Origin of the sequence: Aureivirga sp. CE67, from assembly GCF_015767245.1 — a bacterium.
Lineage (GTDB): Bacteria > Bacteroidota > Bacteroidia > Flavobacteriales > Flavobacteriaceae > Aureivirga.
On sequence record NZ_JADOTV010000002.1, the window covers coordinates 1 to 26,854 of the forward strand.

The window sequence follows — 26,854 nt, forward strand, 5'->3', positions numbered from 1 at the left end:
AGATTTCTTTATAAGGGTCGTGGGAGACTACCACGTTGATAGGCTATAGGTGTAAAGGCAGTAATGTCATAGCCAAGTAGTACTAATAACCCGTAGGCTTATGTACTAGCCGCTTTTTTATAAATATTCAAGATTAACAATTATAACGATATAAATTATTTCAGTATGTTACCTTATTAAGGTGATTATTGCGGTAGGGCTCACCTCTTTCCATCCCGAACAGAGAAGTTAAGCCTACCAGCGCAGATGGTACTGCCTTTGGTGGGAGAGTATGTCATCGCCTTTCTTTGAATCCTGATTCTTTTTTTGAATCAGGATTTTTTTTGCTTGAAACTTTCCTGAGGGGAAAGTTCATAGTGTTGCACACTATGCTTGTTTATATCGTCCCTTTGGGACTTTTTTTGTTTTTAGGGTTTACTCCTTTTTCTTATTTTCATTCAATTTATTTTCCTTTTTGTTTTACTAGTAATCTTTTGTAGAATGTTTCTGTTTTTCTGTTATTTGTGTGGTCATGAGTTACAAACTCACGCCAGCGAAAATTTAAAATTGATAAATCGTAGTAGAACGTGATGATTCTACCTTCAGAGAATCAACCGAGAAGGTTCTTAATCTAATGGTATGTGGTTATAGTTACTTAATTTAATTGTTTTAGCGGTTTTTAGAGTTGTTTGATAGAAATGTGAGGGTTTTGTTTGTTTTTGCGTTAGGGATTGTAGTGGCATCCTTTTTTGCTTTTCAGTTTGTTGCTTTTAGCAAAAAAGATATAACGAAAAGCCCGGCCTGGAGGGAAACGCCCAAATAATGATATTTGACTATTTATTTTTTAAATAATGATTTTAATTAAAAATGCCGAAATATGGATAGAATCTCATTTGTTGATAAGTTTTAAATCTAAATATGAAGGAATTTATTTTTGATATTTGAAAGGAAGACATAAAACATTCAAAATGAAAAACAATCATAATCTTTTCTAATCTATAAAATTAGTTGTAATTATGACTTAGTTTCAAGTTTACTTCAAAACTTAATTTGTAAATTTGTCATATGATTGAAGAAAAGAAAGTAACATCTGAAAAAACAGTTTTGATTGGTGTCATCACTCAATTACAAAACGAAGAAAAATCAAAAGAATATTTAGATGAATTAGAGTTTTTGACAACGACTGCTGGAGGAAATGCGGTAAAGAGATTTGTTCAAAAACTTGACAACCCACACCCAAAAACTTTCGTAGGAACTGGGAAACTAGATGAAATCAAGCAATATATTGATGGACATAATATTGGAACAGCAATATTTGATGATGAATTATCACCAGCACAATTAAGAAATATTGAAAAAATCTTAGATTGTAAAATCCTAGATAGAACTACTTTGATTCTTGATATCTTCGCACAAAGAGCGCAAACTAGCTATGCAAGAACACAAGTAGAATTGGCACAATGTCAATACATGCTTCCAAGATTAACTAGACTTTGGACGCACCTTGATAAACAAAAAGGGGGAATTGGACTTAGAGGACCAGGGGAAACAGAGATCGAAACGGATAGACGTATTATTCGTGATAAAATTGCTCTATTAAAAAAGAAGTTACAGACTATTGATAAACAAATGGCTGTACAAAGAAAAAATAGAGGAAAGATGGTTCGTGTTGCTTTGGTAGGATATACAAACGTTGGAAAGTCGACGTTGATGAATGCTATTAGTAAAAGTGAAGTGTTTGCAGAAAATAAACTTTTCGCTACATTAGATACTACTGTTAGAAAAGTTGTTATCAAAAATATTCCTTTCTTGATGACAGATACAGTAGGATTCATTCGTAAACTTCCTACGCAATTGGTTGAGTCTTTTAAATCAACTCTTGATGAAGTTCGTGAAGCAGATTTACTTTTACATGTTGTAGATATTTCTCATGGAAGTTTCGAAGATCATATTCATTCTGTAAATGAAATTTTACAAGACATTAAAAGTGCAGATAAACCAACTATAATGGTTTTTAATAAAATCGATCAGTACACGCATAAAACAATTGCGGAAGATGACTTGACTACAGAAAAAACGAAAGAACATTATACATTAGAAGATTGGAAGCAAACTTGGATGTCGAAAATGAAAGATCAATGTATTTTCATTTCTGCAACTAACAAAGAAAATTTCGAAGATTTTAAAGAAAAGGTTTATCAAGAAGTTCGTAAAATTCATGTTGAACGCTTCCCTTATAACAATTTCTTATACGACGAATATACAGAAGAGTAAAATTTAAGGCTCTTTTAGACATAAAAAAACACCGAAAATCAATAAGACTTTCGGTGTTTTTTATTTATATCTAAAGAAAAGATTACGAAATCATTTCTCCATTTCTTACATTATCTTCTTCAGCTTGCACAAAACTTAATTTTCCATCTTGTGTTTCTGCCATTAAGATCATTCCTTGACTTTCTACACCTCTCAATTTTCTTGGAGCTAAGTTCACTAAAACGCTCACTTTTTTCCCAATAATATCTTCAGGTTTGAAGCTTTCCGCAATTCCAGAAACGATTGTTCTTGTATCAATTCCTGTATCAACTTTTAAAACTAAAAGTTTCTTTGCTTTTGGCATTTTTTCCGCCTCGATAATCGTTCCTGTACGAATATCCATTTTAGTAAAATCTTCGAAAGTGATTGTTTCTTTCTCTGGTTCTACTACTTTATTTGCTTGTTCGTTTGCCAATTTTGTAGCTTCTAATTTATCTAATTGTGCTTGTACATCTTTATCTTCCACTTTTGAAAATAAAACTTCAGGCTTTCCAGTTTGAATTTGGTGACCAGCAGGAATTAAAACATCTTTTTCTGAAATTTCATCCCATCCAAGAGTTTCTATTTTTAAAATATTTTGAAGTTTTTTCGCTGTAAAAGGAATAAATGGCTCAGAAACTACTGTAAGAGCAGCTGCAAATTGTAAAGCAACATACATGATTGTTTTTACTCTCTCAGGATCTTCCTTGATTTTCTTCCAAGGTTCTTCATCTCCTAAATATTTATTTCCTAATCTAGAAAGATTCATCATTTCTTGAGAAGCTTCTCTGAAACGATATCTTTCAATTGATTTTCCAACAATTCCAGGATAGTTTTTAATTTCCTCCAGAACTTCTAAATCTAATTCTGAGAACTCATTTGGAGTAGGAACAATTCCATCGTAATATTTGTTAGTTAAGACAATAACTCTATTTACGAAGTTTCCAAAGTTAGCTACTAATTCATTGTTGTTTCTAGCTTGGAAATCTGACCAAGTGAAATCATTATCTTTTGTTTCTGGAGCATTCGCAGTTAAAGCATAACGTAAAACATCTTGCTTTCCTGGGAATTCTTCTAAATATTCATGTAACCAAACTGCCCAGTTTTTAGAAGTAGAAAGTTTATTTCCTTCTAAATTTAAAAACTCATTTGCAGGTACATTTTCTGGTAAAATATAATCTCCATGTGCTTTCAACATACTTGGGAAAATAATACAGTGGAATACAATATTATCTTTCCCGATGAAGTGTACTAATTTTGTATTTTCATCTTTCCAATATGGCTCCCAATCTTTTCCTTCTCTTTCTGCCCACTCTTTCGTTGCAGAAATATATCCAATTGGCGCATCAAACCAAACATAAAGAACTTTTCCTTCTGCTCCTTCAACAGGAACTGGAATTCCCCAGTCTAAATCTCTGGTTACAGCTCTTGGACGTAAACCATCCTCAATCCATGATTTTACTTGACCAAGTACATTTGGTTTCCAATCATCTTTATGCCCTTCTAAGATCCACTCTTTTAAGAAATCTTGATGCTTATCTAATGGTAAATACCAGTGTTTTGTTTCTTTTAAAGAAGGAACATTTCCAGTAATTGCAGATTTAGGATTAATTAAATCTGTAGCATTATGAGAAGTTCCACATTTTTCACACTGATCTCCGTAAGATTCTTCATTTCCACATTTAGGACAAGTACCAACAACAAAACGATCTGCTAAAAATTGTTTTGCTTCTTCGTCATAAAGTTGTTCTGTAACTTCTTCTACGAATTTTCCTTCGTTGTAAAGTTTTGTAAAGAAATCAGAAGCTGTTTTGTGGTGCACCTCTGCTGAAGTTCTTGAATAATTATCAAAAGAAATTCCGAAATCCTCGAAAGATTTTTTAATAATTGCATGATATTTATCCACAACATCCTGTGGTGTAATACCTTCTTTTTTTGCTTTGATCGTAATTGGAACTCCGTGTTCATCAGAACCACAAACAAAAACTACGTCTTGCTTTTTTTGACGTAAATATCTTGAGTAAATATCTGCTGGAACATACACTCCTGCCAAATGCCCAATATGAACAGGTCCATTTGTATAAGGTAGTGCTGCAGTGATTGTATATTTCTTTTGATTTGCCATATTCTTAATTTCTTAAGATGCAAAAGTAAGAAAAAGCATAAACTTCTCACCGAACTGATTTAAACTTTTTAAGTAAAATAAAAGCTAATTTACTTTGTCTCAGAGTTGAATTAAAAAGATTAAATCTGTTACTTATAATCTTTGTCAAAAAAATGTATTTTTACGAAAACTTTTTTATGAGAATTTTTAAACTTCAAATTTTACTTATTTCATTAATTACTTTGTTGAGTTGTAATACAGCAAATTCTAGCACGAAAAAAGAAGCAACTCCAACAAAATCAGAAAAAAATATGTCGCAAAATTTAATCAGACCTCCTTATTTAAAAAAGGGAGATACCATTATGATTGTTGCTCCTGCTGGAGTAATCAAAACAAGAGCTTTTGTTGAAAAAGGAAAGAAATTAGCCGAAAGTTGGGGTTTAAAAGTTATTGTTGGCGATGCAGTTTTTAAAAAACATCATCATTTTGCTGCGACAGATGAAAATCGTTTAAAAGATTTACAAAAAGGTTTGGATGATCCTTCGATTAAAGCTGTTTGGTCTGCTCGTGGTGGATATGGAACTGTGCGAATTGTAGATGATTTAGATTTTACAAAATTCAAAGAAAATCCGAAATGGATTGTTGGTTTTTCAGACATCACAGTTTTACACAATAAAATTAACCAATTAGGATATGAAACACTTCATGCGATGATGCCAGTAAATTTAATGGCAGAAGCTGCAAAGAGAAAACATACAGTTTCTACTTTCAAAAAAGCGATTTTTGGAGAAGATTTATCTTACACAATCCCAAGTTCAATTTATAATAAAGAAGGACAAGTTTCTGGAGAATTAGTTGGAGGAAATCTTTCGATTCTTTATAGTTTAGTTGGAACTCCTTTAAATATTGATACAAAAGATAAAATTGTTTTCATCGAAGAAGTTGGTGAATATTTATACCACATCGACAGAATGATGATTACAATGGATAAAGCTGGTTTCTTCAAAGATTGTAAAGGAGTTATTGTTGGAGATGTTTCTAGAGTTCGAAAAAATAATCCAGAATTTGGAAATAATTTAGAGCAAATCATTTTAGAGATTGTAGAAAAATATAATATTCCTGTTTGTTTTGATTTCCCTGCTGGGCATGAACCAGACAATAGAGCAATCTTTATGGGAAGAACAATTGATATGAATGTGACAAAACAAAATGTGAAGATTCAGTTTTAAATAAAAACTAAAAAAATACAAAACCTCCGTCAAGAAACTCAGTACTGACGGAGGTTTTTTGTTTTATATTATTTTTTAAATTCTACTTTTTCTCTTTTTATATAACCTACTTTTGAATTGGATTTTACTTTCACTTTTACCCATTTTCCTTTTTTTGCTAAAAAAATTAATTCTTCTCCATAATTCATGGTCATTTTTGAACTAGCATCATTTATTGGTTTTGCTTGAAGACTACAAAACTTCACATTCACATACATGATTTTTAAATAAGTATCCGAATTTTTCTGGTTTGAAAAATGTAATCCACTTGGTTTACTAGAAGATTTCCCACTACAAACACCACAATTTCCTCCATCTTTTTTACAATGTTTGCATCTAGAACAATCTGTACAAACTTTACAATTAGATTTCCCGACACATCTTCCTCCATCTTCGCCAATACAACACATTGCTAATTCTTTTCCTTTTTCGGTTGTTTGAGCAAAAATAGTTGAAGTACAAACCAAGAAAAATACACCAAAAAATATCTTTATTATTTTATTCATTTTGATTAAATCTTTTAATTTTTGGTAAAGTAAAAGATTCTCTTTCATACAAAATTGTGGAAACCCGTAAAGTGAAATGATTTTAAAATCATTATATTTAAAATAAAACACAAAATGGTACAACACAACGAATTAGGAAAACAAGGAGAACAAATTGCTGTAGATTATTTGATTAAAAATGGTTATGAAATTTTAGAGCGAAATTGGTATTATAGAAAAGCAGAAGTAGATATTATTGCGCAAAAAGGAGACTATGTTTGTTGCGTAGAAGTGAAAACTAGAAACTCTGCATTTTTCGGTAATCCACAGGATTTTGTTAATGAAAAAAAAATCAAATTACAGGTCTTAGCGATGGATTATTATATGAATGAAAAAGATTTGGACTATGAAGTTCGTTTTGATATTATCGCGATAATCTTAAACAAAAAAAATACGGAAATAGAACATCTAGAAGATGCATTTTTGTACTTTGAATAACATAAGTTTTTGTTAAAAAAGATTTATTTTTCAACAAATCGCAGAATATTTTGTTAATAATTTAGCCTTTTTTTAAAAAAATATTAAACAGAAAATTCTTCTATTTTTTAGAAAAAATATTATAAAAAACTGAATTTAATATTTTTATAAATACTTTTTAATTGATTTATTAAATTTAATTCAAAGAATTAATTTCTGTTAAAAAATATTTTTTAAGGTTTTCCTTTTAAAAAAGAAAAATTATCATATAGCGCATTGAATTTTAGATGTATATTTGCAATCAAAATATTGAAAACACAAAATAACATATACTAAATTATGGAATCTAAAATAAATGCTTTCATGGATTACGTTCAAGAGCGTAATTCAAACGAGCCAGAATTTTTACAGGCTGTAAAAGAGGTTGCTGAAACAATTATCCCATTTATAGAGAAAAACCCTAAATATCAAGGTAAGAAGTTATTAGAGCGTATGGTTGAGCCAGAGCGTGTGATCATGTTCCGTGTGCCATGGGTTGATGCTAATGGAGAAGTTCAAGTAAACAGAGGATTTCGTGTTGAGTTCAATTCTGCTATTGGGCCATACAAAGGAGGTTTACGTTTCCACCCAACAGTAAACTTAAGTGTTTTAAAATTCTTAGGATTCGAGCAAGTATTTAAAAACTCATTAACTACACTTCCAATGGGAGGTGGAAAAGGAGGATCTGATTTCGATCCAAAAGGAAAAACAGATGCTGAAGTAATGCGTTTTACACAATCTTTCATGTCTGAGTTATTCCGTCACATTGGACCAAACACAGATATTCCTGCTGGAGATATCGGAGTTGGTGGTCGTGAGATCGGATTCATGTTCGGACAATACAAAAGACTTAAAAACGAGTTTACAGGAGTATTAACAGGAAAAGCTATGCACTCAGGAGGTTCATTAATCCGTCCTGAAGCAACTGGATACGGAACTGTATACTTCGCTGAAAACATGTTAAAAACTAAAGGAGATTCTTTCGAAGGTAAAACAGTTGCTATTTCTGGATCAGGAAACGTAGCTCAGTTTGCTGCTGAAAAATCTATGGAATTAGGAGCTAAAGTTCTTACTTTCTCTGATTCTTCTGGATATATCTTAGATGAAGAAGGAATTGATGCTGAAAAATTAGCTTTCGTTATGGAATTAAAGAACGTGAAAAGAGGAAGAATCTCTGAGTACGTTGAGAAATATCCAAACGCTAAGTTCTTCGCAGGTGAAAGACCATGGGAAGTAAAAGCTGATATCGCTCTTCCTTGTGCAACTCAAAATGAGTTAAACGGAGATGAGGCTAAAGTATTAGTTGAAAACGGAGTAATGTGTGTTGCTGAAGGAGCAAACATGCCAACTACACCAGAGGCTATCGCTATCTTCCAAGCTGCTAAAGTATTATTCTCACCTGGAAAAGCTTCTAACGCAGGAGGTGTTGCTACATCTGGATTAGAGATGTCTCAAAACTCTTTACGTTACAACTGGACTCGTGAGGAAGTTGATGCTAAATTATTCCAAATCATGAATGATATCCACGCTTCTTGTGTGAAGTATGGAACATTAGAAAATGGATATGTTGATTACGTATTAGGAGCAAACATCGCTGGATTCGTAAAAGTTGCAGATGCAATGATTGACCAAGGAGTTGTTTAATTCGACTTTTATAAAAATATTAAAAAAGCTATCTCATTTGAGATAGCTTTTTTTTTGCACATTCTTTATTTTATTAAGTCAAATTAACACTTTTATTATGAAACTTTTACTACTTTTGAGCAATACCTATTCAGTTTTAAGTGGTTTGAGAACCAATATAGAATTTAATTCAATAACAATTATCTTTAAAAACCAACATAATTGACGCTGTCTTGAACCACTTATTTTTTATTTTGAATTTCTTTTGTTAATCAAAATAAATATTTCTGTTATAAAAAAAGAACAATTTAATTTACTTCGAAGAGTTCTTCCTATCTAAATTACTTCTGAAAGTTTAAATAACATTAATAAACATTATCACGCTTAAAATCTCATGAGAGAATTTTGTTTTAATAAAACACACCCCTAGCTCTCAAGAGAGGAACTTGATAATCTATATACCTTTATACAAAATCAAATGTGATTATATTAAAAAGACATAGATTTTTTATTAATCTTAATCTAGGTTAACTTGATTTCTTAATCTACATCATTTCGCAAGATTTACAATCTTCTCAACTTTGTTTCATCAAGAATAAAGAATTAAAAATCATAAGACGATGAATAAAAATTTGAAAGAAAATGTAAAAGAATTAAATACGATGATTCTGGAAGGAAAAATTCTAGAAGCATTTGATAAATTCTATGCAGAAGACGTAAAAATGCAAGAAAATGACCAACAACCTTCGATAGGTAAAGAGAATTGTAGATTGAATGAAGAAGCTTTTGTAAATGGAATTACTGAATTTAGAGGAGCAAAAGTTTTAAACTCGATTGTTTCTGATGGTGTTGTAGCTACAGAGTGGTTTTTCGATTATACACACAAAGACTTCGGAACAAGAACTTATACACAAATTGCCGTTCAAAGATGGAACGAGCAAGGACAAATCATCAGTGAAACTTTTTATTATAACAATTAATTCAAAACTTTAAGACAAATGAAAAAATTAGCAATTCTATTTATATTTTTTATCGCAATAACTGTAAATGCGCAAAACTGGAATGTAGATCCTTATCATTCTAATGTAAACTTTTCTGTAAGTCACCTTGTTATTTCTGAAGTAGACGGAAGTTTTAAGGTATATAATGGAAGTATTGAACAAAAGAAATCTAAAGATTTTTCTGATGCAGTTTTTAAGTTTGAAATTGATGCAAATTCAATTAATACACAAAATGAAAAAAGAGATGGACATTTGAAAGCAGAAGACTTTTTCTATACTTCAAAATATCCAAAAATTTCTTTTGTTAGTACTTCTGTAAAGAAAAAAGGAGCGAATAATTATATCATCAAAGGAAATTTAACGATGCGTGGTGTAACGAAAAAAGTAACTCTAAAAGCTAAACATGGAGGAACTATTCAGAACGATGGTTATGGAAATACAAAAGCTGGATTTATTATTTCAGGAACAATTGACAGAACGGACTTTGGAGTTGCTTGGAATGCAAAAACAGAACATGGGGGAATGACTGTTGGTGAAGATGTTGATTTTAAAATCAAACTAGAATACGTAAAAGGTTAATTGATATTCATAGTTATTTATTATTAAATTAAAAGAAAGAAGCATCTTCAATAATGAAGATGCTTCTTCTGAAAAATAGTATAAACAGTTAACCCGTATATTTTTTAAACGATGTTTTTTAAAATTATATTGTTTCTTTTACCCCTTTTGAAACTCTAACCCTTTTGAAGAATAAATTACTCCTTCATCATCTAGAATAAGATATTTTACATTATCCATAGATTCGATTAATTCAATTCCTTTCTGAATTCCCATAATGTAAACCGTTGTTGCAAGAGCATCTGCCATTTCTGCGTCAGAAGTTACAATTGTTACACTCTGAATACCTGAAAGTAATGTACCTGTCTTAGGATCGATAATATGCTTATATTTTTTACCATTTTTACTTACAAAACTTTGGTAATTTCCAGAAGTCACCATTGAAGCATTTTCTAATTCAAATTTTAAAGCATTCATATCTGACTCAGAGTTTCCGATGAATGTTTTCCATTTTCCATCTTTCGGATGTGCTCCCCAACAAGTAAGATCTCCTCCAGCATTGATAAATCCAGACTTTACTCCCATATCTTGAAGTTTCTTTTTCACCGTTTCTACAGCATATCCTTTATCAATAGCTCCAAAACCGATTTTCATTCCTTTTTCTTTTAAGAAAACTGTAGAATTTGCTTCATCAATTTCGATATTTCTAAAATTAATTTGCTCTACAGAAGTTGTAAGAGAACTAGCATCTGGAGAAGATCCCATAAGATCATTAAAATTCCATGTTTTCTTTACAGATGCAAAAGAAATGTCAAAATAACCATTAGACATCTCAGAAACAGCAACACTTCTTTTAATGATGTCAATAATTTCTTTAGAAACTTTTACTGCAGAAATTCCTGCTTTGTCGTTTATTTTCGAGGTTTCAGATTCAAAATGTTTTGATGAAATTAATTTATCAATTCGATCTATTTCTTCTTGTGCTATTTTTAAATATTTTTTTCCTTCTATTTCATTTCCTGCTTCCACAGAATATTGAAAAGTAGCTCCTCCCATTTGTTTTGTTTTTACCTCATAGATATTTTGAGAAAAAACAGTTGAGAAAGCAAATGATAAAACTGCTGTGAATAAGTAATTGTTTTTCATTATTGGTAGTTTAGCTAAATACAAATATTTAGATTGATTGGGATTGATGAAATATTTTGTATTACTATCAGATACTTTTAATGACTTTTTGTAGATTTTTTTAAAATTTGGGGTTTTAAATTATACTATTTTTTTCTTTTTCTTTCATCTTCCTTTTCCTAAAAAATGTATTCGAAATTGTAATTGTTTAAATGATTGTTGAAGCGAAATTATAGAATAATACCAAAACAAAATAACTAAAAATAAACTATCTTATTTTTTATGTTAAAATCAATACATTATTCATAAATTATTTAATAATATATAACATTAAAATATTTATTATAAATTTTTATCAATATTAAATCATTTAAAATTCTGTGTTTTTATGTTTTGATCTAAAATATTTAGAATTATAAACAAAAAAACTGCCTTAACTTAATAAGACAGTTTTTGATATGTTTATAAAAATTTTTTAGATACTACATTAAATTATTTTAAATCTAAAGTTGTAGTTCCAACGATATCTCCTTCGATATACACGTTTGCAGTATATGTTCCTTTTGTAATTTTCTTTCTATCTACATTGATTACTGTAAGAACTTCTAAAATATCTGTTTTATCATATTCTACAGTATTCACCTCTGTAAATTCAATCTGAGAACCGTTATTTAAACCAATAACTCCTTGAGGATTTACAGCTGCCTTGTTAGGTCCTAAAATCTCAATATATACAGGAACTTCTTTTACGTTTTCCTCAACTAAAGGATTTTCTTCAATTAATAAACTTACCTTAAATACATCTGTATTTCTAGATTTGTTTGTTAATTTTAATTTTCCTTTACTACGTTCTTTCATTCCTACTAACTGTAAGTGATCAATTTTTAGTTTTGCACCTAAAGCTACTTTATCTTCTAAAGATTCTTTTTTTCTCTTTAAGTCTTCTGCTAAATTAGTTTGACTTTCTAAGCTTAACTGTGTATCAGCAAGATTTGTCTTTAAGATTTCGTTTTCTTCCTTGATTCTCGTGTTCTCTTCTTGAAGTTTTTTCAACTCAGCATTAGCCTTTTTATATCTTCCTAAATATTTCTGATATAAACCATAGTTTTTAGATACTTTCCCGTCAAGTTCCTCTTTCATTGAAGTATATTCAGCTACTTTAGCTTCAATTTCAGCTTTCAATTCATCATTACTCGCTGTCATTTGCTCTAACTCAGCTAATTTTACTTCAATATCAGACTTTAATTCTTGTTCTGTCTGTTCTGCTATCTTTTTATGAGCTTCATGTTCCGAATTCTGATAAATTAAGTATCCGATAGAACCAATTAATAAAAGTGCAAGAATTACAATTACAATTTTACCTGATGATTTATTTGTTTCTTCTTCCATTGTGTATACGACTATTTTGAAATTATTTAAATTTTAACAAAACTAATATTTATAAATATATTTCCTACTTTAAATTAAAATTATTTTCGAGGTAATAATTTAATTCATTAAGGTAACATATTGTAAAACAACTGTTAAAAAAGTGTGAATAAAAAAATCTTGTTTAATATTTTCTTAACTTAACGGAGTAAAGTCATAATTAGTACAAAAGCATGAAAATAGTTACTCCAATATTAGATTTATTTTATCCTCAATATTGTTTAGGTTGTTTTGAAGAAGTCGCAGACGATAATTTTAATATTTGTCTGGACTGTAGAACCAATTTACCTATCACGAATTTCAGTATTATTGAAAATAATGATTTAAAAAGAAAATTTCAGGGTAGGCTAAACATAAAGCATGCCACTTCTCTGTATTATTTTAATAAAAAAAATAAAATTCAAAATCTTGTTCACGTATTGAAATACAGGAACAAACAAAAAATAGGTGAATTTTTTGGAGAAATTTTAGGAGAGGAAATTCTACAAAGTGACTATTTTACTTCCATAGATTATGTAATACCTATTCCGTTACATCCACAAAAATTCAGAAAAAGAGGTTATAATCAAAATACGCTTTTTGGTAAAACTATTGCCAAAAAGATTAATGCTGCTTTTTGTGAAGAAAATGTGCAACGTATTAAAAAAACAGAATCTCAGACTAGAAAATCAAAAGATGAAAGATTTCATAATACTGAAAATATTTTCAAGATAAATGATTTGGAAAAATATGAAGGAAAACACATCTTACTTATAGATGATATCATCACAACTGGCGCAACCATAGAATCTTGTGCTAAAGAATTACTAAAAGTAAAAAACCTTGAAATAAGTATTGCTAGTATCGCCTTTACACACTAAAATTATTATTTTTTTTATGTAATTTGGCAAAATAAATTGTTTATTTGCAACAAAATAAATAAGGATGAAACAAAAGTTATTTTTTATCATTTTTGCCATTGGATTGATCGTTGTAAGTTGTGCGAAAAGAGGAATGCCAACAGGAGGACCTAAAGATGAAACACCACCATATTTTGTTTCTTCTTCACCAAAAAATGAATCTACAGATTTTGACGAAAAAAAGATTAGAATTAATTTTAATAAATATGTAAAACTTCAGAATTTATTCAATCAACTGATTATTTCTCCACCTATGGAAAATGCACCAGAAATAACTCCAATGGGTGGTGCTACGAAGTTTATCAATATTAAAATAAAAGATACTTTACGAAAGAATACTACTTATATTTTAAATTTTGGAAACAGTATAGTAGGAAACAATGAAGGAAATGTTTTAAAGGATTTCAAATATGTTTTTTCTACAGGAGATTATATCGATTCTTTAAAAGTTTCTGGGAGAATTGAAGAAGCTTTTTCTCATGAAACAGATAAAAATGTTTCTGTTTTACTTTATGAAGTGAATGGAAAATTTACAGATTCTATCATTTATAAAGAAAATCCAAAATATATTTCAAATACTTTAGATTCTACAGCTTTTAATTTTACGAATCTTAAGAAAGGAAAATATTTGATGGTTGCACTAAAAGGAAGTTCTGCAACCTCTTATAAATACAATCCAAAAACAATGAAAATAGGTTTTGTAAATGAACCGATTACGCTTCCAACAGATTCTACTTACACAATAAAACTTTTCAAAGAAGAGTTACCATTAAACGTATACAGACCAAAAGAAGAGTATCAAGGAAAGTTGGATTTTGGTTATGAAGGAAATGTAAAAGACTTAAAAATTGATGTAACATCAAATGTACCTTCGGATTTTGAGTATTTTATTAATAAAGAAGTAGACAAGGATACATTGAATTATTGGTTCAAGCCTTATGAAGGAATCGACTCTTTAAGTTTTGATGTTTCTAAAGGAAAATATCAAGAAAATTATACTGTAAAACTTAGAACGAAAAAAAATGATTCTTTAAAAATTACAAATAATGTTTCAAAAGTTTTACATCTAAACGATACACTTAGTTTTTCTTCAAATATTCCACTTTCAGCTATTGATTCGACAAAATTTGAACTTTTTGAAAAAGATTCTATTAAAGTTACAGATAAAAATATATATTTATCAAAATCTAAGAATAAGCTATTTATAGATTTTGAAAAGAGACAAAATGAAAGTTATAGATTAAATATTCTTCCTGATGCAATTGAAGATTTCTTTGGAGAAAAGAATGATACAATTCAACTTGCTTTCAAAACAAAATCTGTAGAAGATTATGGAAATTTATTCTTAGACATTGAAGGAATCAAAGAATACCCAATTATAGTTCAACTTTTAGATCAAAAATATAATGTTCTAAAAACTATTTTATCAGATAAAGAAGAAACACTAAAATTTGATAAACTAGAGCAAGACACTTATTTAGTCAGAATAATAATGGATACAAACGGGAATGGAAAATGGGATACAGGAAACTACTTAGAAAAGGTACAACCTGAGGAAATCTATTATTACAAGGCTAAAATTAAGATTAGGCCAAATGCTGATATTTTTGAAAAAATAATTTTAAACTAATCAATTGTAAATAAAGGCATATACACGAAAATAAAATATAATGAAATACACAATCCCCACAATTATTATTCTGTTTTTAAGTTCAGTTTATTTTTCTAAATCCCATGCACAATTTGGCTCTAGTTTCGAATTAGGAGCTTATGCTGGTCCTGCTTCCATTAAAACTGATTATGGTGAAAGATATCATTTTGAAGGTTATGTAGGTTTTTCTGCAGGTATTGTTAATTATATAAACTTTACAGATATTTCAGGATATCCTAGAAGACATAGATTCTTCAACCAACATTTTAGAATGAAAAATGAATTATCTTTTATCTATACAACATTAGAACATACTGGGAAATATGTTGCGGATGATAGAACTTCTGAAAATGCTGAAAAATTAAGAGCAATGACAGGAAGTACATTAGTTGTGAATTTAACAACTGGTTTTGAATTCCACTTAAAAGATATTTCTGATTACGAATCTAGTTATTATCAAACAGGTTTTAATTGGTCTCCATATGTTGGAATCGGTTTAGGACTATCATACTACAATCCTGAAATGGAATCTTCTCTTGGTAATTGGGAAGAAGATAGATCTATTTTATACGGAAAATGGAGCAAAGTTGGAACAGTAAACATGGATCCTGGAACAACATTTTCTACAACTTTCAGTACAGGTACTAGATTTAAAGTTAGTGAAAAATCAAATATATTATTAGAAGCAAACTGGAGATTATTCTGGTCTGATTGGATTGACGGATTAAATGCAAGAGCTGTCGAAAACAAATACAACGATTGGTCATTTGTTGTACAAGTTGGATATATTTTCCAATTAGATTAAAATCGAAAAAAGATATTTTAGTTAAAGCTATTTCAACATTGAAATAGCTTTTTTTTGTTTAAAAAACTATGCATTCTCATAGAATAATTTCCAAGAAAGAATCCATTATATTTGTTTAACAATTTTAATAAAAACAATCTTTATGAAAAAATACATATTGCTGTTTGTATTGTTATTTATTTCGATAACAATTCAAGCACAAGAAACCGTAGTTTCAGAAATAAAGCCTGTAAATATTGGACCTTCTGTGATGAGCGGAAGAATTGTAGATATTGCAGTAAATCCTAAAAATCCAACAGAATTTTATGTTGCTTATGCTTCTGGTGGACTTTGGCATTCGGATAATAATGGAACAAGTTTAGAACCTGTTTTAGACAGTTCGGAAACGCAAAATATTGGTTGTGTTTCTGTAGATTGGAAAAATGAAGTGATTTATGTTGGAACTGGAGAAGTAAATTCTTCTCGTTCTTCTTATGCTGGAATTGGAATTTTAAAAAGTTCTAACAAAGGAAAAACTTGGGAAAATATTGGTTTAAAAGATTCACAACATATCAGTAGAATTATTATTGATGAAAAGAATCCGCTAGAATTAACTGTTGCCGTAATCGGTCATCTTTATACAACAAATAAAGAAAGAGGAATTTTTAAATCTTATGACGGAGGAAAAACTTGGCAGAAAACACTTTTCATTAATGATAATACAGGAATTATCGATTTAGTTGCTTCGCCAAATAATAAAAATACAATGTATGCTGCTGCTTGGGAAAGAAGTCGTAAAGCATGGAATTTTGTTGGAAGTGGAAAAGGTTCTGGAATTTATAAAAGTACAGATAACGGAAAAACTTGGAATCTTTTAACAACGGAAAAATCAGGGTTTCCTATTGGAGAAGGAGTTGGAAGAATTGGTTTAACAGCTTTTGATTCGGAAGTTATTTATGCCTTTTTAGACAATCAATTTCGAAGAGAAAAAACAGACAAAAAAGAATCTGTAAACGTATTGACAAAAGACGATTTTAAAAATATGTCTGTAGAAACTTTTTTAAACTTAAAAGATAAAAAGTTAAATAAGTTTTTAAAACAAAATGGATTTCAAGAAAAATATAGAGCTCAAAATGTAAAAAACATGGTGAAAAAAGGAAACATCCAACCTTCAGATATTGCAAAATATTTAGAAGATGCAAATGCGATGTTATTCGATACACCAGTAAAAGGAGCAGAGCTTTATAAATCTACAGACGGAGGAAAAACTTGGAAAAAGACACATAAAGATTATATCGAGGATATTTATTATTCGTACGGATATTATTTTGGTTTGGTAAAAGTAGATCCAAAAAATAGTGAAAATGTATACATTGGAGGAGTACCGATTTTAAAGTCAAAAGACGGAGGAAAGACATTTACTTCGATTCAAAAAGATAATGTACACGCAGATCATCATGCACTTTGGATTTCGCCAATACAAAAAGGTCATTTAATTAATGGAAACGATGGAGGATTGAATATTTCATATGATGATGGAGAAACTTGGATTAAATGTAATCAGCCTTCAGTTGGGCAATTTTATGCTGTAAATGTAGATAATCAGGCGAATTATAACGTGTATGGAGGTTTACAAGATAATGGCGTTTGGTTTGGACCTCATAATAATGTGGAAAGTAGAGAATGGACGCAAACAGGTCATTACGCTTATGAATCTATCATGGGAGGAGATGGAATGCAAATTATGATTGATGATAGAAACCCGAATATTGTTTATACAGGGTTTCAGTTCGGAAATTATTATCGTTTAAACCTAGCCACAAAAGCACAGAAATACATTCAACCAAAACATGATTTAGGAGAAGCTCCACTTCGTTTTAATTGGCAAACACCAATTTTACTTTCGAAACATAATCAAGATATTTTGTATTTAGGTTCAAATAAATTACATCGTTCTTTAGACAAAGGAGATAATTTCAAAGCAATTTCTGAAGACTTAACAAATGGAGGGAAAAAAGGAAATGTTGCTTATGGAACTTTAACTTCTATTGATGAATCTGCTTTTCAGTTTGGAGAATTATTGATTGGAACAGATGATGGAAATGTGCAATATTCAGAAGATGGTGGTGGATCTTGGAAGTTAATTTCTAAAAATTTACCTCAGAATCTTTGGGTTTCTAGAGTGATTTTCTCTCAATTTGAAAAAGGAAGATTTTATGTTGCTTTAAATGGGTATAGATTTGATGATTTTACACCTTATTTATTCGTAACCGAAGATGCTGGAAAAACTTGGAAAAACATCAGTTCTAATTTACCAAATCATCCAATAAATGTTGTTCGTGAAGATTTTGTAGACGAAGATATTTTATATGTTGGAACAGATAATGGTGTTTTTGTTTCTTTTGATAAAGGTGCAAATTGGCAAATTATTGATGCAAATATGCCAAAAGTTGCAGTACACGATTTAGCAATTCAGAAGCAAGCAAAAGAAATAGTAATCGGAACACATGGACGTTCGATTTATGTAATGGATTTAAATGCTGTGCAGCAATATAAAAATGTAAAAGATTCTGAAATTGCAATTATTGACATTCCAGAAGTTCATTTTTCTAAAAACTGGGGAAGTGCTTGGAGCAAATGGATCGAGCCAAATACGCCTAAATCTACTATTTCTTTCTTTGTGAAAAATGCTGGAGATTACAAAATTTCTATTTTAGGAGAAAATGAAAAAACACTTTTCACAACAGAAATGAAAGCTGTAAAAGGATTTAATTTCTTTGAGTATACTATTTCTATGAATGAAAAATTAGGAAAAAAATATGCAAAGAAACATGAAGATTTTTCAGTTGTAAAAGCTAAAGATGGAAACTTTTATTTACCAAAAGGAAAATATCAATTAGAGATTTCTAAAGGGAAAACAAAAGCTATTAAAGAATTTGAAGTGAAATAATTTTCATTTTATAAACCAAAAAAGCAGCGCTAAAAACGCTGCTTTTTTTATATCTATTTTTTTAATTTTCTAGCTCAACATCATGATTGCTTTTTTCAAAGCTACTACTAAAGCATCGATTTCTTCTTTTGTATTATAAAACGCAAATGAAGCTCTAATAGTTCCAGGAATATTATAGAAATTCATGATTGGCTGCGTACAATGGTGTCCTGTACGAACAGCAATTCCTAATTTGTCAATAATAGTTCCGATATCATAAGGGTGAATTCCTTCAATATTGAAAGAAATTACACTTGTTTTATGTTCAGAAGTACCATAAATCTTCAAACCTTCGATTTCAGATAATCTTTTTGTACCATAATCTAAAAGTTCTAATTCGTAAGCTTTGATGTTTTCAATTCCGATTTCATTGATATAATCAATTGCAGTTCCGAAAACAATTCCTGCTTCTATATTTGGTGTTCCTGCTTCAAATTTATGAGGTAATTCAGCATAAGTAGTTTTCTCGAAAGTAACTTCTTTGATCATTTCTCCTCCTCCGTGATAAGGTGGAAGTTTGTTTAACCACTCTTCTTTTCCGTATAAGAATCCAATTCCTGTTGGTCCATACATTTTATGAGCAGAACAAGTATAAAAATCACAATCTAACTTTTGTAAATCTACTTTTTCATGTGGTGTTGCTTGCGCTCCATCAATTAAAACAGCTGCGTTTACAGCATGTGCTTTTTCAATAATTTCTTCAATTGGATTTACAGTTCCAAGTGCATTTGAAATATGATTTACAGCAACTATTTTTGTTTTTTCTGAAAGAAGTTCTTCGTATGTTTTCATATCCAAACTTCCATCTTCAAACATCGGAATTACCTTTAATACTGCTCCTGTTCTTTCACAAAGAAATTGCCAAGGAACAATATTAGAATGATGTTCTAAAGCTGAAATTATAATCTCATCTCCCTTATTTACTAAAGTTGTAAAAGAGTTTGCAACTAAATTAATTGCCTCTGTTGTTCCTCTAGTGAAAATAATTTCATGTGCATGTTTTGCATTAAAATGTTTTTGAATTTTAAAACGCGATTCTTCATAAGCATCCGTCGCTAATTGACTCAAAGTATGAACTCCTCTATGAATATTAGAATTAATTGTTTCATAATAGTTTTCAATAGCATCAATTACAACTTTTGGCTTTTGGCTAGAAGCTGCATTATCAAAATAAATTAAAGGTTTTCCATTTACTGTTCTGTGTAAAATTGGAAAATCATTACGCACCTTATTTATATCAATCATATTGTATTCAATTTCAGTGTTGCAAAGGTACTATATATTATCTTACAAAATGTTAAAGACTTATTTAGAATCTCTATAGAACTATAATTGCGGTAAATTCTTTTATTCTAGCATATCCAATTTATGAATCACATCCGTAATTCCTCGATTGAAGGAAATTAGATTTTTTCTAAAATAAAAAACATCATAAGTTAAAAACTCAATTTTTTTTCCTTTTGGTTTCATCCCAAGAAAACATTCTTTATCGTGCGTTCCTGAAAATTTTAAAACCAAAACAACTTTATCTTTTTCACCAAACAATTCTTCAATTTCTACTTTTAAATTAGAAAAACATTGATTTAAAATCGCATTCAAAGTTTTAATTCCATCCACATCATGTTTATCTAATTCATCAATAATAAAATGGCTCTCCATGTCATCTGTACAGATTTCATTCATGTAGTCAGGATTGTCTTTTACAAAAACTTCCTCTACCAAAGATTTTACTATTTCCAATTTTTTAGATGCCATAATTATTGGTTATTTAAGCATTTCTAATTGCTGAACAACATTCGCGATACTTTTATGATAAGCAATCAATCCTTTTTCGAAATAAAAAATATCATAAGAATCAAAAATAAACTTTTTCCCTTTTGGTTCTATTCCCATAAATTTTTCTCCATCATGAACAGCCGAAACTTTTAACAAAGCAAAAACTTTATTTCCACTTTCAATTAATTCTTCTATTTCAAATTTCACATCAGAAAAACACTCATGAAACATAATCGTTAACTGCCTTAATCCTTCCACATCATTAATATCCAGTTCTTCAAAAATCTGATGACTTACCATATTTTTTGTAAACAAAGTATCATAATATTCCACTTTGTTCTTCATGAAAACTTCATTAACGAGTGTTTTAACAATGTCCTTTTTTTTAGAAGTCATAATCAAATTGAATTTTGAAAAACAGTATTATTTCAACATTTCTAAATTTCTCAACATATTCGATATTCCCCAATGTGCAGAAATCAAGTTTCCTTCAAAATAAAACACATTGAAAGATTCGAATTTAAATCGTTTTCCTTTTGGTTCCATTCCCAAAAATAGATCTCCATCATGTTTTCCAGAAATTTCAAGAACTACACAAACTTTTTCTTTCTCAGAAAATAATTCTTTGATTTCAACATGAAAATCAGAAAAACAGTTATGAAATAAAGTATTGATCGATTTTAATTCTTCGATTCCATTTTCTTCAAAGTGTCCTGCAATTGTTCCTAGGCTTTTCATATTTTTAGTGAAAAGCGTATCAAAAACTTCAAAATTGTAATTATTAAACAACTCTTTCACTAGAGTTTTAATCACCTCTTGTTTTTTACAAGCCATAAAGCATTCGATTTAGAAATTTTGCATTTCATTTCTGAGTTTTTTCCGAAGAAAATCACTACAAGTTATCGATACTTTATGATATTAAAGAATTCTCAGTTTTGATTTAACAGAACTTTATCTCAAAACTTAAAGAATTGTTAGCGTTTAAAACTTAATTCTATTCTGAAATCTTATGGTTTTGTTTTAAATAAATTAAAAGAGTAATCCATAAAGTCATATTTGCATAAAACATAGCATCTTTTGGCAAATCAAAAAGAAAAACACCTCCGATGGTAGAATAAGAAACAATTACCCAAATCAGTTTAAAAATATCCAAAAGCTTTTTTTCTTTCTTTTTATTAAAATGAAGCAAATAAGAAATGATAATTCCCAAAACTCCTATTGGAATAACATAAGGATTTTCAAATTTTATTTTTAGAAAAACACCAGCTCCAAGAATTAAAAAAGAGGTGATTATAAACCAGAAATAACGAGTTTTTCGAAGTGTTCCTTTCCAAAGTAGAAGTAAAATTCCGTAAATCTCAAAAATCCATAAACCACCATGCATGATTTTTGGAAACAAATAATTTTCAGAAAAAAGAGATAAAACTCCTCCAAAAACAGCAATCAGTATTCCGATATACAATGGAATATTTAAATATTTATTTTTCATCTTTTATCCTCTTCGACTTCTAAAAAATCGTTTTAATAAATCTGCGCAATCTTCTTCCAAAACACCACTTATAACTTCTGTTTTCGGATGTAAAGTAGTGTTTAAAGCTTTAAATCCTCGTTTTGGTTCACTCGCTCCGTAAACTATTTTTCCTATTTGTGTCCAATAACTCGCTCCTGCACACATCTGACAAGGTTCTAAAGTCACATAAAGTGTGCATTCTTTCAAGAATTTTCCTCCCAAAAAATTTGCTGCTGCGGTAAAAACTTGCATTTCTGCGTGTGCTGTAACATCTCCCAGAGTTTCAGTCAAATTATGCGCTTTTGCAATGATTTGGTTTTGCATCACAATCACAGCTCCAACAGGAACTTCTCCTTTATCAAAAGCAATTTCGGCTTCATTTAAAGCCTTTTTCATAAAATATATATCGTCAAATGGTTGTATCATCAAGTTAGATTTTAGGTTTTACAAAATTACGCAGGATAATTTTTATTTGAACAAAACTAAAATACGTAATTTTGCAAAGTGGAAAGAAGGATATTAGAACATATAAAGGAACCAGAAGATATAAGAAATTTTTCTGTTGCAGAATTGACACAATTGGCAGCGGAATTACGTGAATTTATCATAGAAATTGTAGCCTCGAAAGAAGGACATCTTGGAGCAAGTTTGGGAGTTGTAGAACTTACAATTGCTTTGCATTATTGTTTTCAAACACCAGAAGATTTACTGGTTTGGGATGTCGGTCATCAGGCTTATGGTCATAAAATTTTAACAGGAAGAAAAGAACAATTTCATACGAATCGAGAATTTGGTGGAATTGCTGGTTTTCCAAAGATTTCTGAAAGTAAATACGATGCTTTTGGTGTTGGACATTCTTCTACTTCTATTTCTGCAATTCTTGGAATGGCATTAGCTTCAAAACTGCAAGGAGATACAGAAAAACATCATATTGCTGTAATTGGAGATGCTTCGATTGTCTCTGGAATGTCTTTAGAAGCTTTGAATCATTTGGGAGAAACGAATGCGAATGTTTTAGTAGTTTTAAACGATAATTCTATTGGAATTGATCCGAGTGTTGGAGCTTTAAAACATCATTTTGAAACGATTTCTTCTGGAGAAAATTCTGCAGATTCTGTGTTTGAAAGTTTTAATATTCCTTATTTTGGAGTAGTTGATGGACACGATATTTCTATTTTATTGGAAGAATTAGAAGAAATCAAAAAAATCAAAGGGCCGAAAGTTTTACATGTAAAAACAGTAAAAGGAAAAGGACTTAGACAAGCAGAAGCAAATCAAGTAAAATATCACGCTCCAGGAAAATTTGATAGTAAAACAGGAGATTTATTTCCAAAGAAAAAAGAACAATCTCCGATTAAATATCAAGATGTTTTTGGAAAAACAATTTTAGATTTAGCTGAGAAAAATGCAAAAATTGTTGCAATAACTCCAGCAATGCCAACAGGTTCTTCGTTGAAGTACATGATGGAAGCTTTTCCTGAAAGAGCTATTGATGTTGGAATTTCGGAAGAACATGCAGTTACTTTAGCTGCTGGTTTTGCTACACAAGGAATGATTCCTTATTGCGCAATTTATTCCACTTTTTTACAAAGAAGTTATGATCAAATTATTCATGATGTTGCACTTCAAAATCTACCTGTAGTTTTTTGTATTGACAGAGCTGGATTGGTTGGCGAAGATGGACCAACACATCATGGTGTTTTTGATTTGGCTTATTTACGTTTGATTCCAAATATGATCATTTTTTCTCCGATGGATGAAATTGAACTTCGGAATATGTTATATACTTCTCAATTAGGAATTGAAGGCCCTTTAGCAATTCGTTATCCAAGAGGTTTAGGAGAACATTTGGAATGGGAAAAACCTTATGAAAAAATCGAAATTGGAAAAGGAAGTTGTTTACAAGAAGGTTCTGATGTTGCTGTTTTAACAATAGGAAATATGGGGAATTCAATGAAGAGAATTTCTAAAGATTTACCTCAAGGAAAAGTAGCGCATTATGATATGCAGTTTGTAAAACCTTTAGATAAGAATTTACTTCATGAGATTTTTGAAAAATTTGATACAGTAATTACCATTGAAGATGGAACTATTGTTGGTGGTTTTGGAAGTGCTGTATTAGAATTTATGAGTGAAAATTCGTATCAAAATAAAAAATGTATTCGATTAGGAATTCCTGATGCATTCGTTACACATGGGAAAATTGTAGATTTACAAAAAATATGTGGAATTGATGATGTATCAATTCTTGAAGAGATAAAAAGATGTCTTTTATAATTTAAAAAGGCTCTTAGTTTAAAACAAAAAACACCGAAAGTCTTATTGATTTTCGGTGTTTTTTGTTTTATGAATATTTTTCTGTCTTTTTGACTTAGGGATTGCAGTGGCATCCTTTTTTGCTTTTCTTCATTTTGCTTCTTTAGCAAAAAAGATATAGCGGAAAGCCCGACCCGAAATGTAATGTAGGGGAAGTTCCTTATCAAATTTATTTTTTAAACATAAAATAAACTGCTAGAATAAGGAAAATAAACCCAACGAAATGATTCCATTTTAAGGTTTCATCTTTGAAAAAAATCAAAGTGAAAATGGTAAACATAATTAAGGTAATTACTTCTTGAATCACTTTTAATTGTACCAAAGTAAATGGGCCGCCGTTTTCTTCAAATCCAATTCGGTTTGCAGGGATTAATAAACAATATTCGAAAAATGCGATTCCCCAACTGAAAACGATTATGGAAAATAATCCTAGTTTGTGAAACCATTTGAATTCTACTAATTTTAAATGTCCATACCATGCAAGAGTCATGAATGTGTTGGAAAAAATCAGTAAACAGATTGTAATTAATCCTCTCATATGGCTGAAGTTTTAGACGTTTCTATCTAATTTAACTTTTTTCAGCCAAATAAAAAAACTACTTGATTTTTAAAGTCTTCAAAATAGCCTCTAATTCAAACATTTGATCTCTTTTTTCAGACATTGGTGCTACCGTAAAACCTTCTACAACGATTATACGATTATTTGCTTTGTCTAAAACAGTATAGTTGATAAAAGGGCCTGCTAAGAAATCATTGAATAATTCCCATTTTCCTTTTGTTTCATAAGTTTTTTTACCATCTAAAGTAACTTCAAAAGTGTGAGGTGTGTAAGCAGCTTCTGTGATCATATAACTTCCTTCTTTAGTTCCTGGAATGTATTTTTGACCGATGCTGTCTCTAAATTTTGTGATGTTTTCTCCGTTTAAATCATCTTCATTTGAAATTGGGTAGCTATACACTAAAAGGTTCATAGTTCCTTTTGTATAAGTTCTACGCATCCATAGGAAATCTCCTGAATCTTCCACTAAACGATATTTTCTTGGGATTTCTAATTCGATGTTCAGATTTTCTAAAGTTTTTAGTTCTGCATCTTTCCAAAGACTTTCTTTTCGGAAGTTGTTTTGAATTACTTTGATATCTGATTTTTTGAACTCTTGAACGATGTCTTTTTTATGTTTAGAAATTTCAGCTAAAAGATCTTTTTCTGTAACTCCTGTGATTTGAACAATCTTTTGAGGCGTTGCATACACGTCTTTTTTTGTTCTGAAATCAGTGTTCTTTCCTAAATCTATGTAAAGAATATTTCTAGTATTGCGGAAAAGTTCGTCAAAATCTTTTGTAGAAACTTGAGAAACTTTGAATTGATTTTCTGGTTGTGGTAAACCAAGAATAGGTTGCCTGATGATGTTTCGGATGGAATCTCCGACTGCTCCTTTCCATTCGGCAGGATCCATTACAATTAAAACGTGGTTCGAACTTCCGTTGGAACTCCCTAGAATTAATTTTTCTTTTTTATTAGAACAACTTAATGTTATAAATAACAATAAAAGTATACTAAAAACTCTTTGCATGATAGATTTTGTATTAATTAATTTTTAGCCAAACAAACCAAATATTATTCCAAATTACAAGTTTTTTTATTTAAATATTGTGATTAATTAAAAAATATTTTAAATTAGCGTAAAATAAACGCAAAATAAAATGAATTATTTACACTTAGATTCAGAATTTACGCCTTTTCAAAAAGGGATTGATTATAAATACTTTACTTTTTCTGGAGGAGAACCAAGTATTTTGATTGCAAAAGATTTTGACAAAACACTTCCGGTAACGATAACTTGTCGAATTCGTGAATTTAATTCCATCGGGAAATTACTTCTTGCGGTAGATGCTTTGAGAAGGTTAGGAGTTGTAGAAATTCATCTTTTGATTCCATATTTTCCTGGAGCAAGGCAAGATCGAATTATGCAAAAAGGTGAAGCTTTTACTGCAAAAGTCTATGCGGATTTGATTAATAATTTACATCTAAAATCAGTTTCTGTTTTTGATGTACATTCTGAAATTACGCCAACTTTGCTTCATAATTGTAATTCTATTTCCAACATAAATTTTGTAAAAAAATGTCTCGAGAATTTTGAAGAGGACTACTGTTTAGTAGCGCCAGATTTGGGAGCTTCGAAAAAGATTTATAGTGTAGCAAAGGAATTGGAGAACGAAAATGTGATTTTTTGTCATAAAAACCGAGATATAAGAACAGGAAGAATTACACATACGGAAGTTTTTAAAGAAGATTTGGAGCAAAAAACTTGTGTGATAATTGATGATATTTGTGATAAAGGAACTACTTTTATAGAAGTAGCAAAAGTGCTCAAAAGAAAGAATGCTGGAAAGTTGATTTTGATTATCAGTCACGGAATTTTTAGTGCAGGTTTTGAAGTTTTGTTTGAATATTATGATGAGATTTTTACAACCGATAGTTTCCGAACATTTCCTGAAATTGAAAATCTACATCAGATAGATTTTGAATTGGCACTTTAAAAAGTTTTAAAA

24 protein-coding genes and 2 rRNA genes are annotated in these 26,854 nt (G+C 30.0%); 14 read left to right on the forward strand and 12 right to left on the reverse strand.

The features are described from left to right. The 3 genes from I0K12_RS03990 to hflX all read left to right on the forward strand — a co-directional run. A 23S ribosomal RNA gene (locus tag I0K12_RS03990) occupies positions 1-106 on the forward strand; the annotation flags it as partial. Positions 107-177: 71 nt separating this feature from the next. After that, positions 178-286, forward strand: a 5S ribosomal RNA gene (gene rrf, locus I0K12_RS03995). A gap of 758 nt (positions 287-1,044) precedes the next feature. Continuing rightward, positions 1,045-2,253: a GTPase HflX gene (gene hflX, locus I0K12_RS04000; RefSeq protein WP_196885601.1), complete on the forward strand. Its 1,209-nt coding sequence runs from the start codon at positions 1,045-1,047 to the stop codon at positions 2,251-2,253. Positions 2,254-2,335: 82 nt separating this feature from the next. Here hflX and metG read toward each other — a convergent pair whose 3' ends face one another. Continuing rightward, positions 2,336-4,396 carry a methionine--tRNA ligase gene (gene metG / locus I0K12_RS04005; protein ID WP_196885602.1) on the reverse strand — a complete coding sequence of 687 codons (2,061 nt, stop codon included), beginning with the start codon at positions 4,394-4,396 and terminating at the stop codon, positions 2,336-2,338. A 176-nt stretch (positions 4,397-4,572) separates the two neighbouring features. On the opposite strand from metG, the gene I0K12_RS04010 reads away from it, so the two are divergent. Next, complete coding sequence (locus I0K12_RS04010; RefSeq protein WP_196885603.1) at positions 4,573-5,604, forward strand: LD-carboxypeptidase; 1,032 nt, start codon at positions 4,573-4,575, stop codon at positions 5,602-5,604. Positions 5,605-5,672: 68 nt separating this feature from the next. Here I0K12_RS04010 and I0K12_RS04015 read toward each other — a convergent pair whose 3' ends face one another. Next, complete coding sequence (locus I0K12_RS04015; RefSeq protein WP_196885604.1) at positions 5,673-6,149, reverse strand: hypothetical protein; 477 nt, start codon at positions 6,147-6,149, stop codon at positions 5,673-5,675. A gap of 114 nt (positions 6,150-6,263) precedes the next feature. Here I0K12_RS04015 and I0K12_RS04020 point away from each other — a divergent pair, with 114 nt between their 5' ends. From I0K12_RS04020 to I0K12_RS04035, 4 genes are all read left to right on the forward strand, one after another. Beyond that, on the forward strand, positions 6,264-6,626 hold the full coding sequence (locus tag I0K12_RS04020) for a YraN family protein (protein WP_196885605.1): 363 nt from the start codon (positions 6,264-6,266) through the stop codon (positions 6,624-6,626). Positions 6,627-6,944: 318 nt separating this feature from the next. Then, positions 6,945-8,288 (forward strand): NADP-specific glutamate dehydrogenase, encoded by a 1,344-nt coding sequence (gene gdhA, locus I0K12_RS04025; protein WP_196885606.1) that lies wholly within the window; start codon positions 6,945-6,947, stop codon positions 8,286-8,288. A 599-nt stretch (positions 8,289-8,887) separates the two neighbouring features. Beyond that, a complete protein-coding gene (locus I0K12_RS04030) occupies positions 8,888-9,247 on the forward strand; it encodes a SnoaL-like domain-containing protein (protein ID WP_196885607.1) in 360 nt (119 codons plus the stop codon). Positions 9,248-9,265: 18 nt separating this feature from the next. Next, positions 9,266-9,847: a YceI family protein gene (locus I0K12_RS04035; protein ID WP_196885608.1), complete on the forward strand. Its 582-nt coding sequence runs from the start codon at positions 9,266-9,268 to the stop codon at positions 9,845-9,847. Positions 9,848-9,985: 138 nt separating this feature from the next. Here the strand turns inward: I0K12_RS04035 and I0K12_RS04040 are convergent, their stop codons facing one another. Together I0K12_RS04040 and I0K12_RS04045 are read right to left on the reverse strand one after the other, a co-directional pair. Then, positions 9,986-10,972 carry an FAD:protein FMN transferase gene (locus tag I0K12_RS04040; protein ID WP_196885609.1) on the reverse strand — a complete coding sequence of 329 codons (987 nt, stop codon included), beginning with the start codon at positions 10,970-10,972 and terminating at the stop codon, positions 9,986-9,988. A 471-nt stretch (positions 10,973-11,443) separates the two neighbouring features. Continuing rightward, positions 11,444-12,340: a hypothetical protein gene (locus I0K12_RS04045; protein WP_196885610.1), complete on the reverse strand. Its 897-nt coding sequence runs from the start codon at positions 12,338-12,340 to the stop codon at positions 11,444-11,446. 212 nt (positions 12,341-12,552) lie between these two features. Here I0K12_RS04045 and I0K12_RS04050 point away from each other — a divergent pair, with 212 nt between their 5' ends. The 4 genes from I0K12_RS04050 (at position 12,553) to I0K12_RS04065 (ending at position 18,663) form a co-directional block, all read left to right on the forward strand. Beyond that, positions 12,553-13,239 (forward strand): ComF family protein, encoded by a 687-nt coding sequence (locus I0K12_RS04050; RefSeq protein WP_196885611.1) that lies wholly within the window; start codon positions 12,553-12,555, stop codon positions 13,237-13,239. 64 nt (positions 13,240-13,303) lie between these two features. After that, entirely contained in the window at positions 13,304-14,908 is a 1,605-nt protein-coding gene (locus I0K12_RS04055; protein ID WP_196885612.1) for an Ig-like domain-containing protein, read from the forward strand. Positions 14,909-14,948: 40 nt separating this feature from the next. Continuing rightward, positions 14,949-15,734 carry a THC0290_0291 family protein gene (locus tag I0K12_RS04060; RefSeq protein ID WP_196885613.1) on the forward strand — a complete coding sequence of 262 codons (786 nt, stop codon included), beginning with the start codon at positions 14,949-14,951 and terminating at the stop codon, positions 15,732-15,734. 142 nt (positions 15,735-15,876) lie between these two features. Beyond that, positions 15,877-18,663, forward strand: a complete 2,787-nt coding sequence (locus I0K12_RS04065; RefSeq protein ID WP_196885614.1) for a VPS10 domain-containing protein — start codon at positions 15,877-15,879, stop codon at positions 18,661-18,663. A gap of 69 nt (positions 18,664-18,732) precedes the next feature. Here the strand turns inward: I0K12_RS04065 and I0K12_RS04070 are convergent, their stop codons facing one another. The 6 genes from I0K12_RS04070 to I0K12_RS04095 form a co-directional block, all read right to left on the reverse strand. Further along, positions 18,733-19,947 carry an aminotransferase class V-fold PLP-dependent enzyme gene (locus I0K12_RS04070; RefSeq protein WP_231372699.1) on the reverse strand — a complete coding sequence of 405 codons (1,215 nt, stop codon included), beginning with the start codon at positions 19,945-19,947 and terminating at the stop codon, positions 18,733-18,735. A gap of 102 nt (positions 19,948-20,049) precedes the next feature. Beyond that, positions 20,050-20,457 (reverse strand): ester cyclase, encoded by a 408-nt coding sequence (locus tag I0K12_RS04075; RefSeq protein ID WP_196885615.1) that lies wholly within the window; start codon positions 20,455-20,457, stop codon positions 20,050-20,052. A gap of 9 nt (positions 20,458-20,466) precedes the next feature. Continuing rightward, entirely contained in the window at positions 20,467-20,874 is a 408-nt protein-coding gene (locus tag I0K12_RS04080) for an ester cyclase (protein WP_255552862.1), read from the reverse strand. Positions 20,875-20,901: 27 nt separating this feature from the next. Further along, positions 20,902-21,312: an ester cyclase gene (locus I0K12_RS04085; protein WP_196885617.1), complete on the reverse strand. Its 411-nt coding sequence runs from the start codon at positions 21,310-21,312 to the stop codon at positions 20,902-20,904. A gap of 160 nt (positions 21,313-21,472) precedes the next feature. Beyond that, positions 21,473-21,967 carry a hypothetical protein gene (locus I0K12_RS04090; protein ID WP_196885618.1) on the reverse strand — a complete coding sequence of 165 codons (495 nt, stop codon included), beginning with the start codon at positions 21,965-21,967 and terminating at the stop codon, positions 21,473-21,475. Between the two features lie 3 nt (positions 21,968-21,970). Next, positions 21,971-22,414: a nucleoside deaminase gene (locus tag I0K12_RS04095; RefSeq protein ID WP_196885619.1), complete on the reverse strand. Its 444-nt coding sequence runs from the start codon at positions 22,412-22,414 to the stop codon at positions 21,971-21,973. 78 nt (positions 22,415-22,492) lie between these two features. Between I0K12_RS04095 and I0K12_RS04100 the strand changes: the two genes are divergently transcribed. Then, complete coding sequence (locus I0K12_RS04100) at positions 22,493-24,265, forward strand: 1-deoxy-D-xylulose-5-phosphate synthase (RefSeq protein WP_196885620.1); 1,773 nt, start codon at positions 22,493-22,495, stop codon at positions 24,263-24,265. 208 nt (positions 24,266-24,473) lie between these two features. On the opposite strand, the gene I0K12_RS04105 is transcribed toward I0K12_RS04100, so the two are convergent. Beyond that, the gene (locus I0K12_RS04105) at positions 24,474-24,842 is read right to left on the reverse strand and encodes a DMT family protein (protein ID WP_196885621.1); all 369 of its coding nucleotides are present in this window, start codon (positions 24,840-24,842) and stop codon (positions 24,474-24,476) included. Positions 24,843-24,900: 58 nt separating this feature from the next. Continuing rightward, positions 24,901-25,875: a DUF4837 family protein gene (locus tag I0K12_RS04110; RefSeq protein ID WP_196885622.1), complete on the reverse strand. Its 975-nt coding sequence runs from the start codon at positions 25,873-25,875 to the stop codon at positions 24,901-24,903. A 130-nt stretch (positions 25,876-26,005) separates the two neighbouring features. Here I0K12_RS04110 and prs point away from each other — a divergent pair, with 130 nt between their 5' ends. Continuing rightward, entirely contained in the window at positions 26,006-26,842 is an 837-nt protein-coding gene (gene prs, locus I0K12_RS04115) for a ribose-phosphate diphosphokinase (RefSeq protein ID WP_196885623.1), read from the forward strand. Positions 26,843-26,854 lie beyond the last annotated feature (12 nt).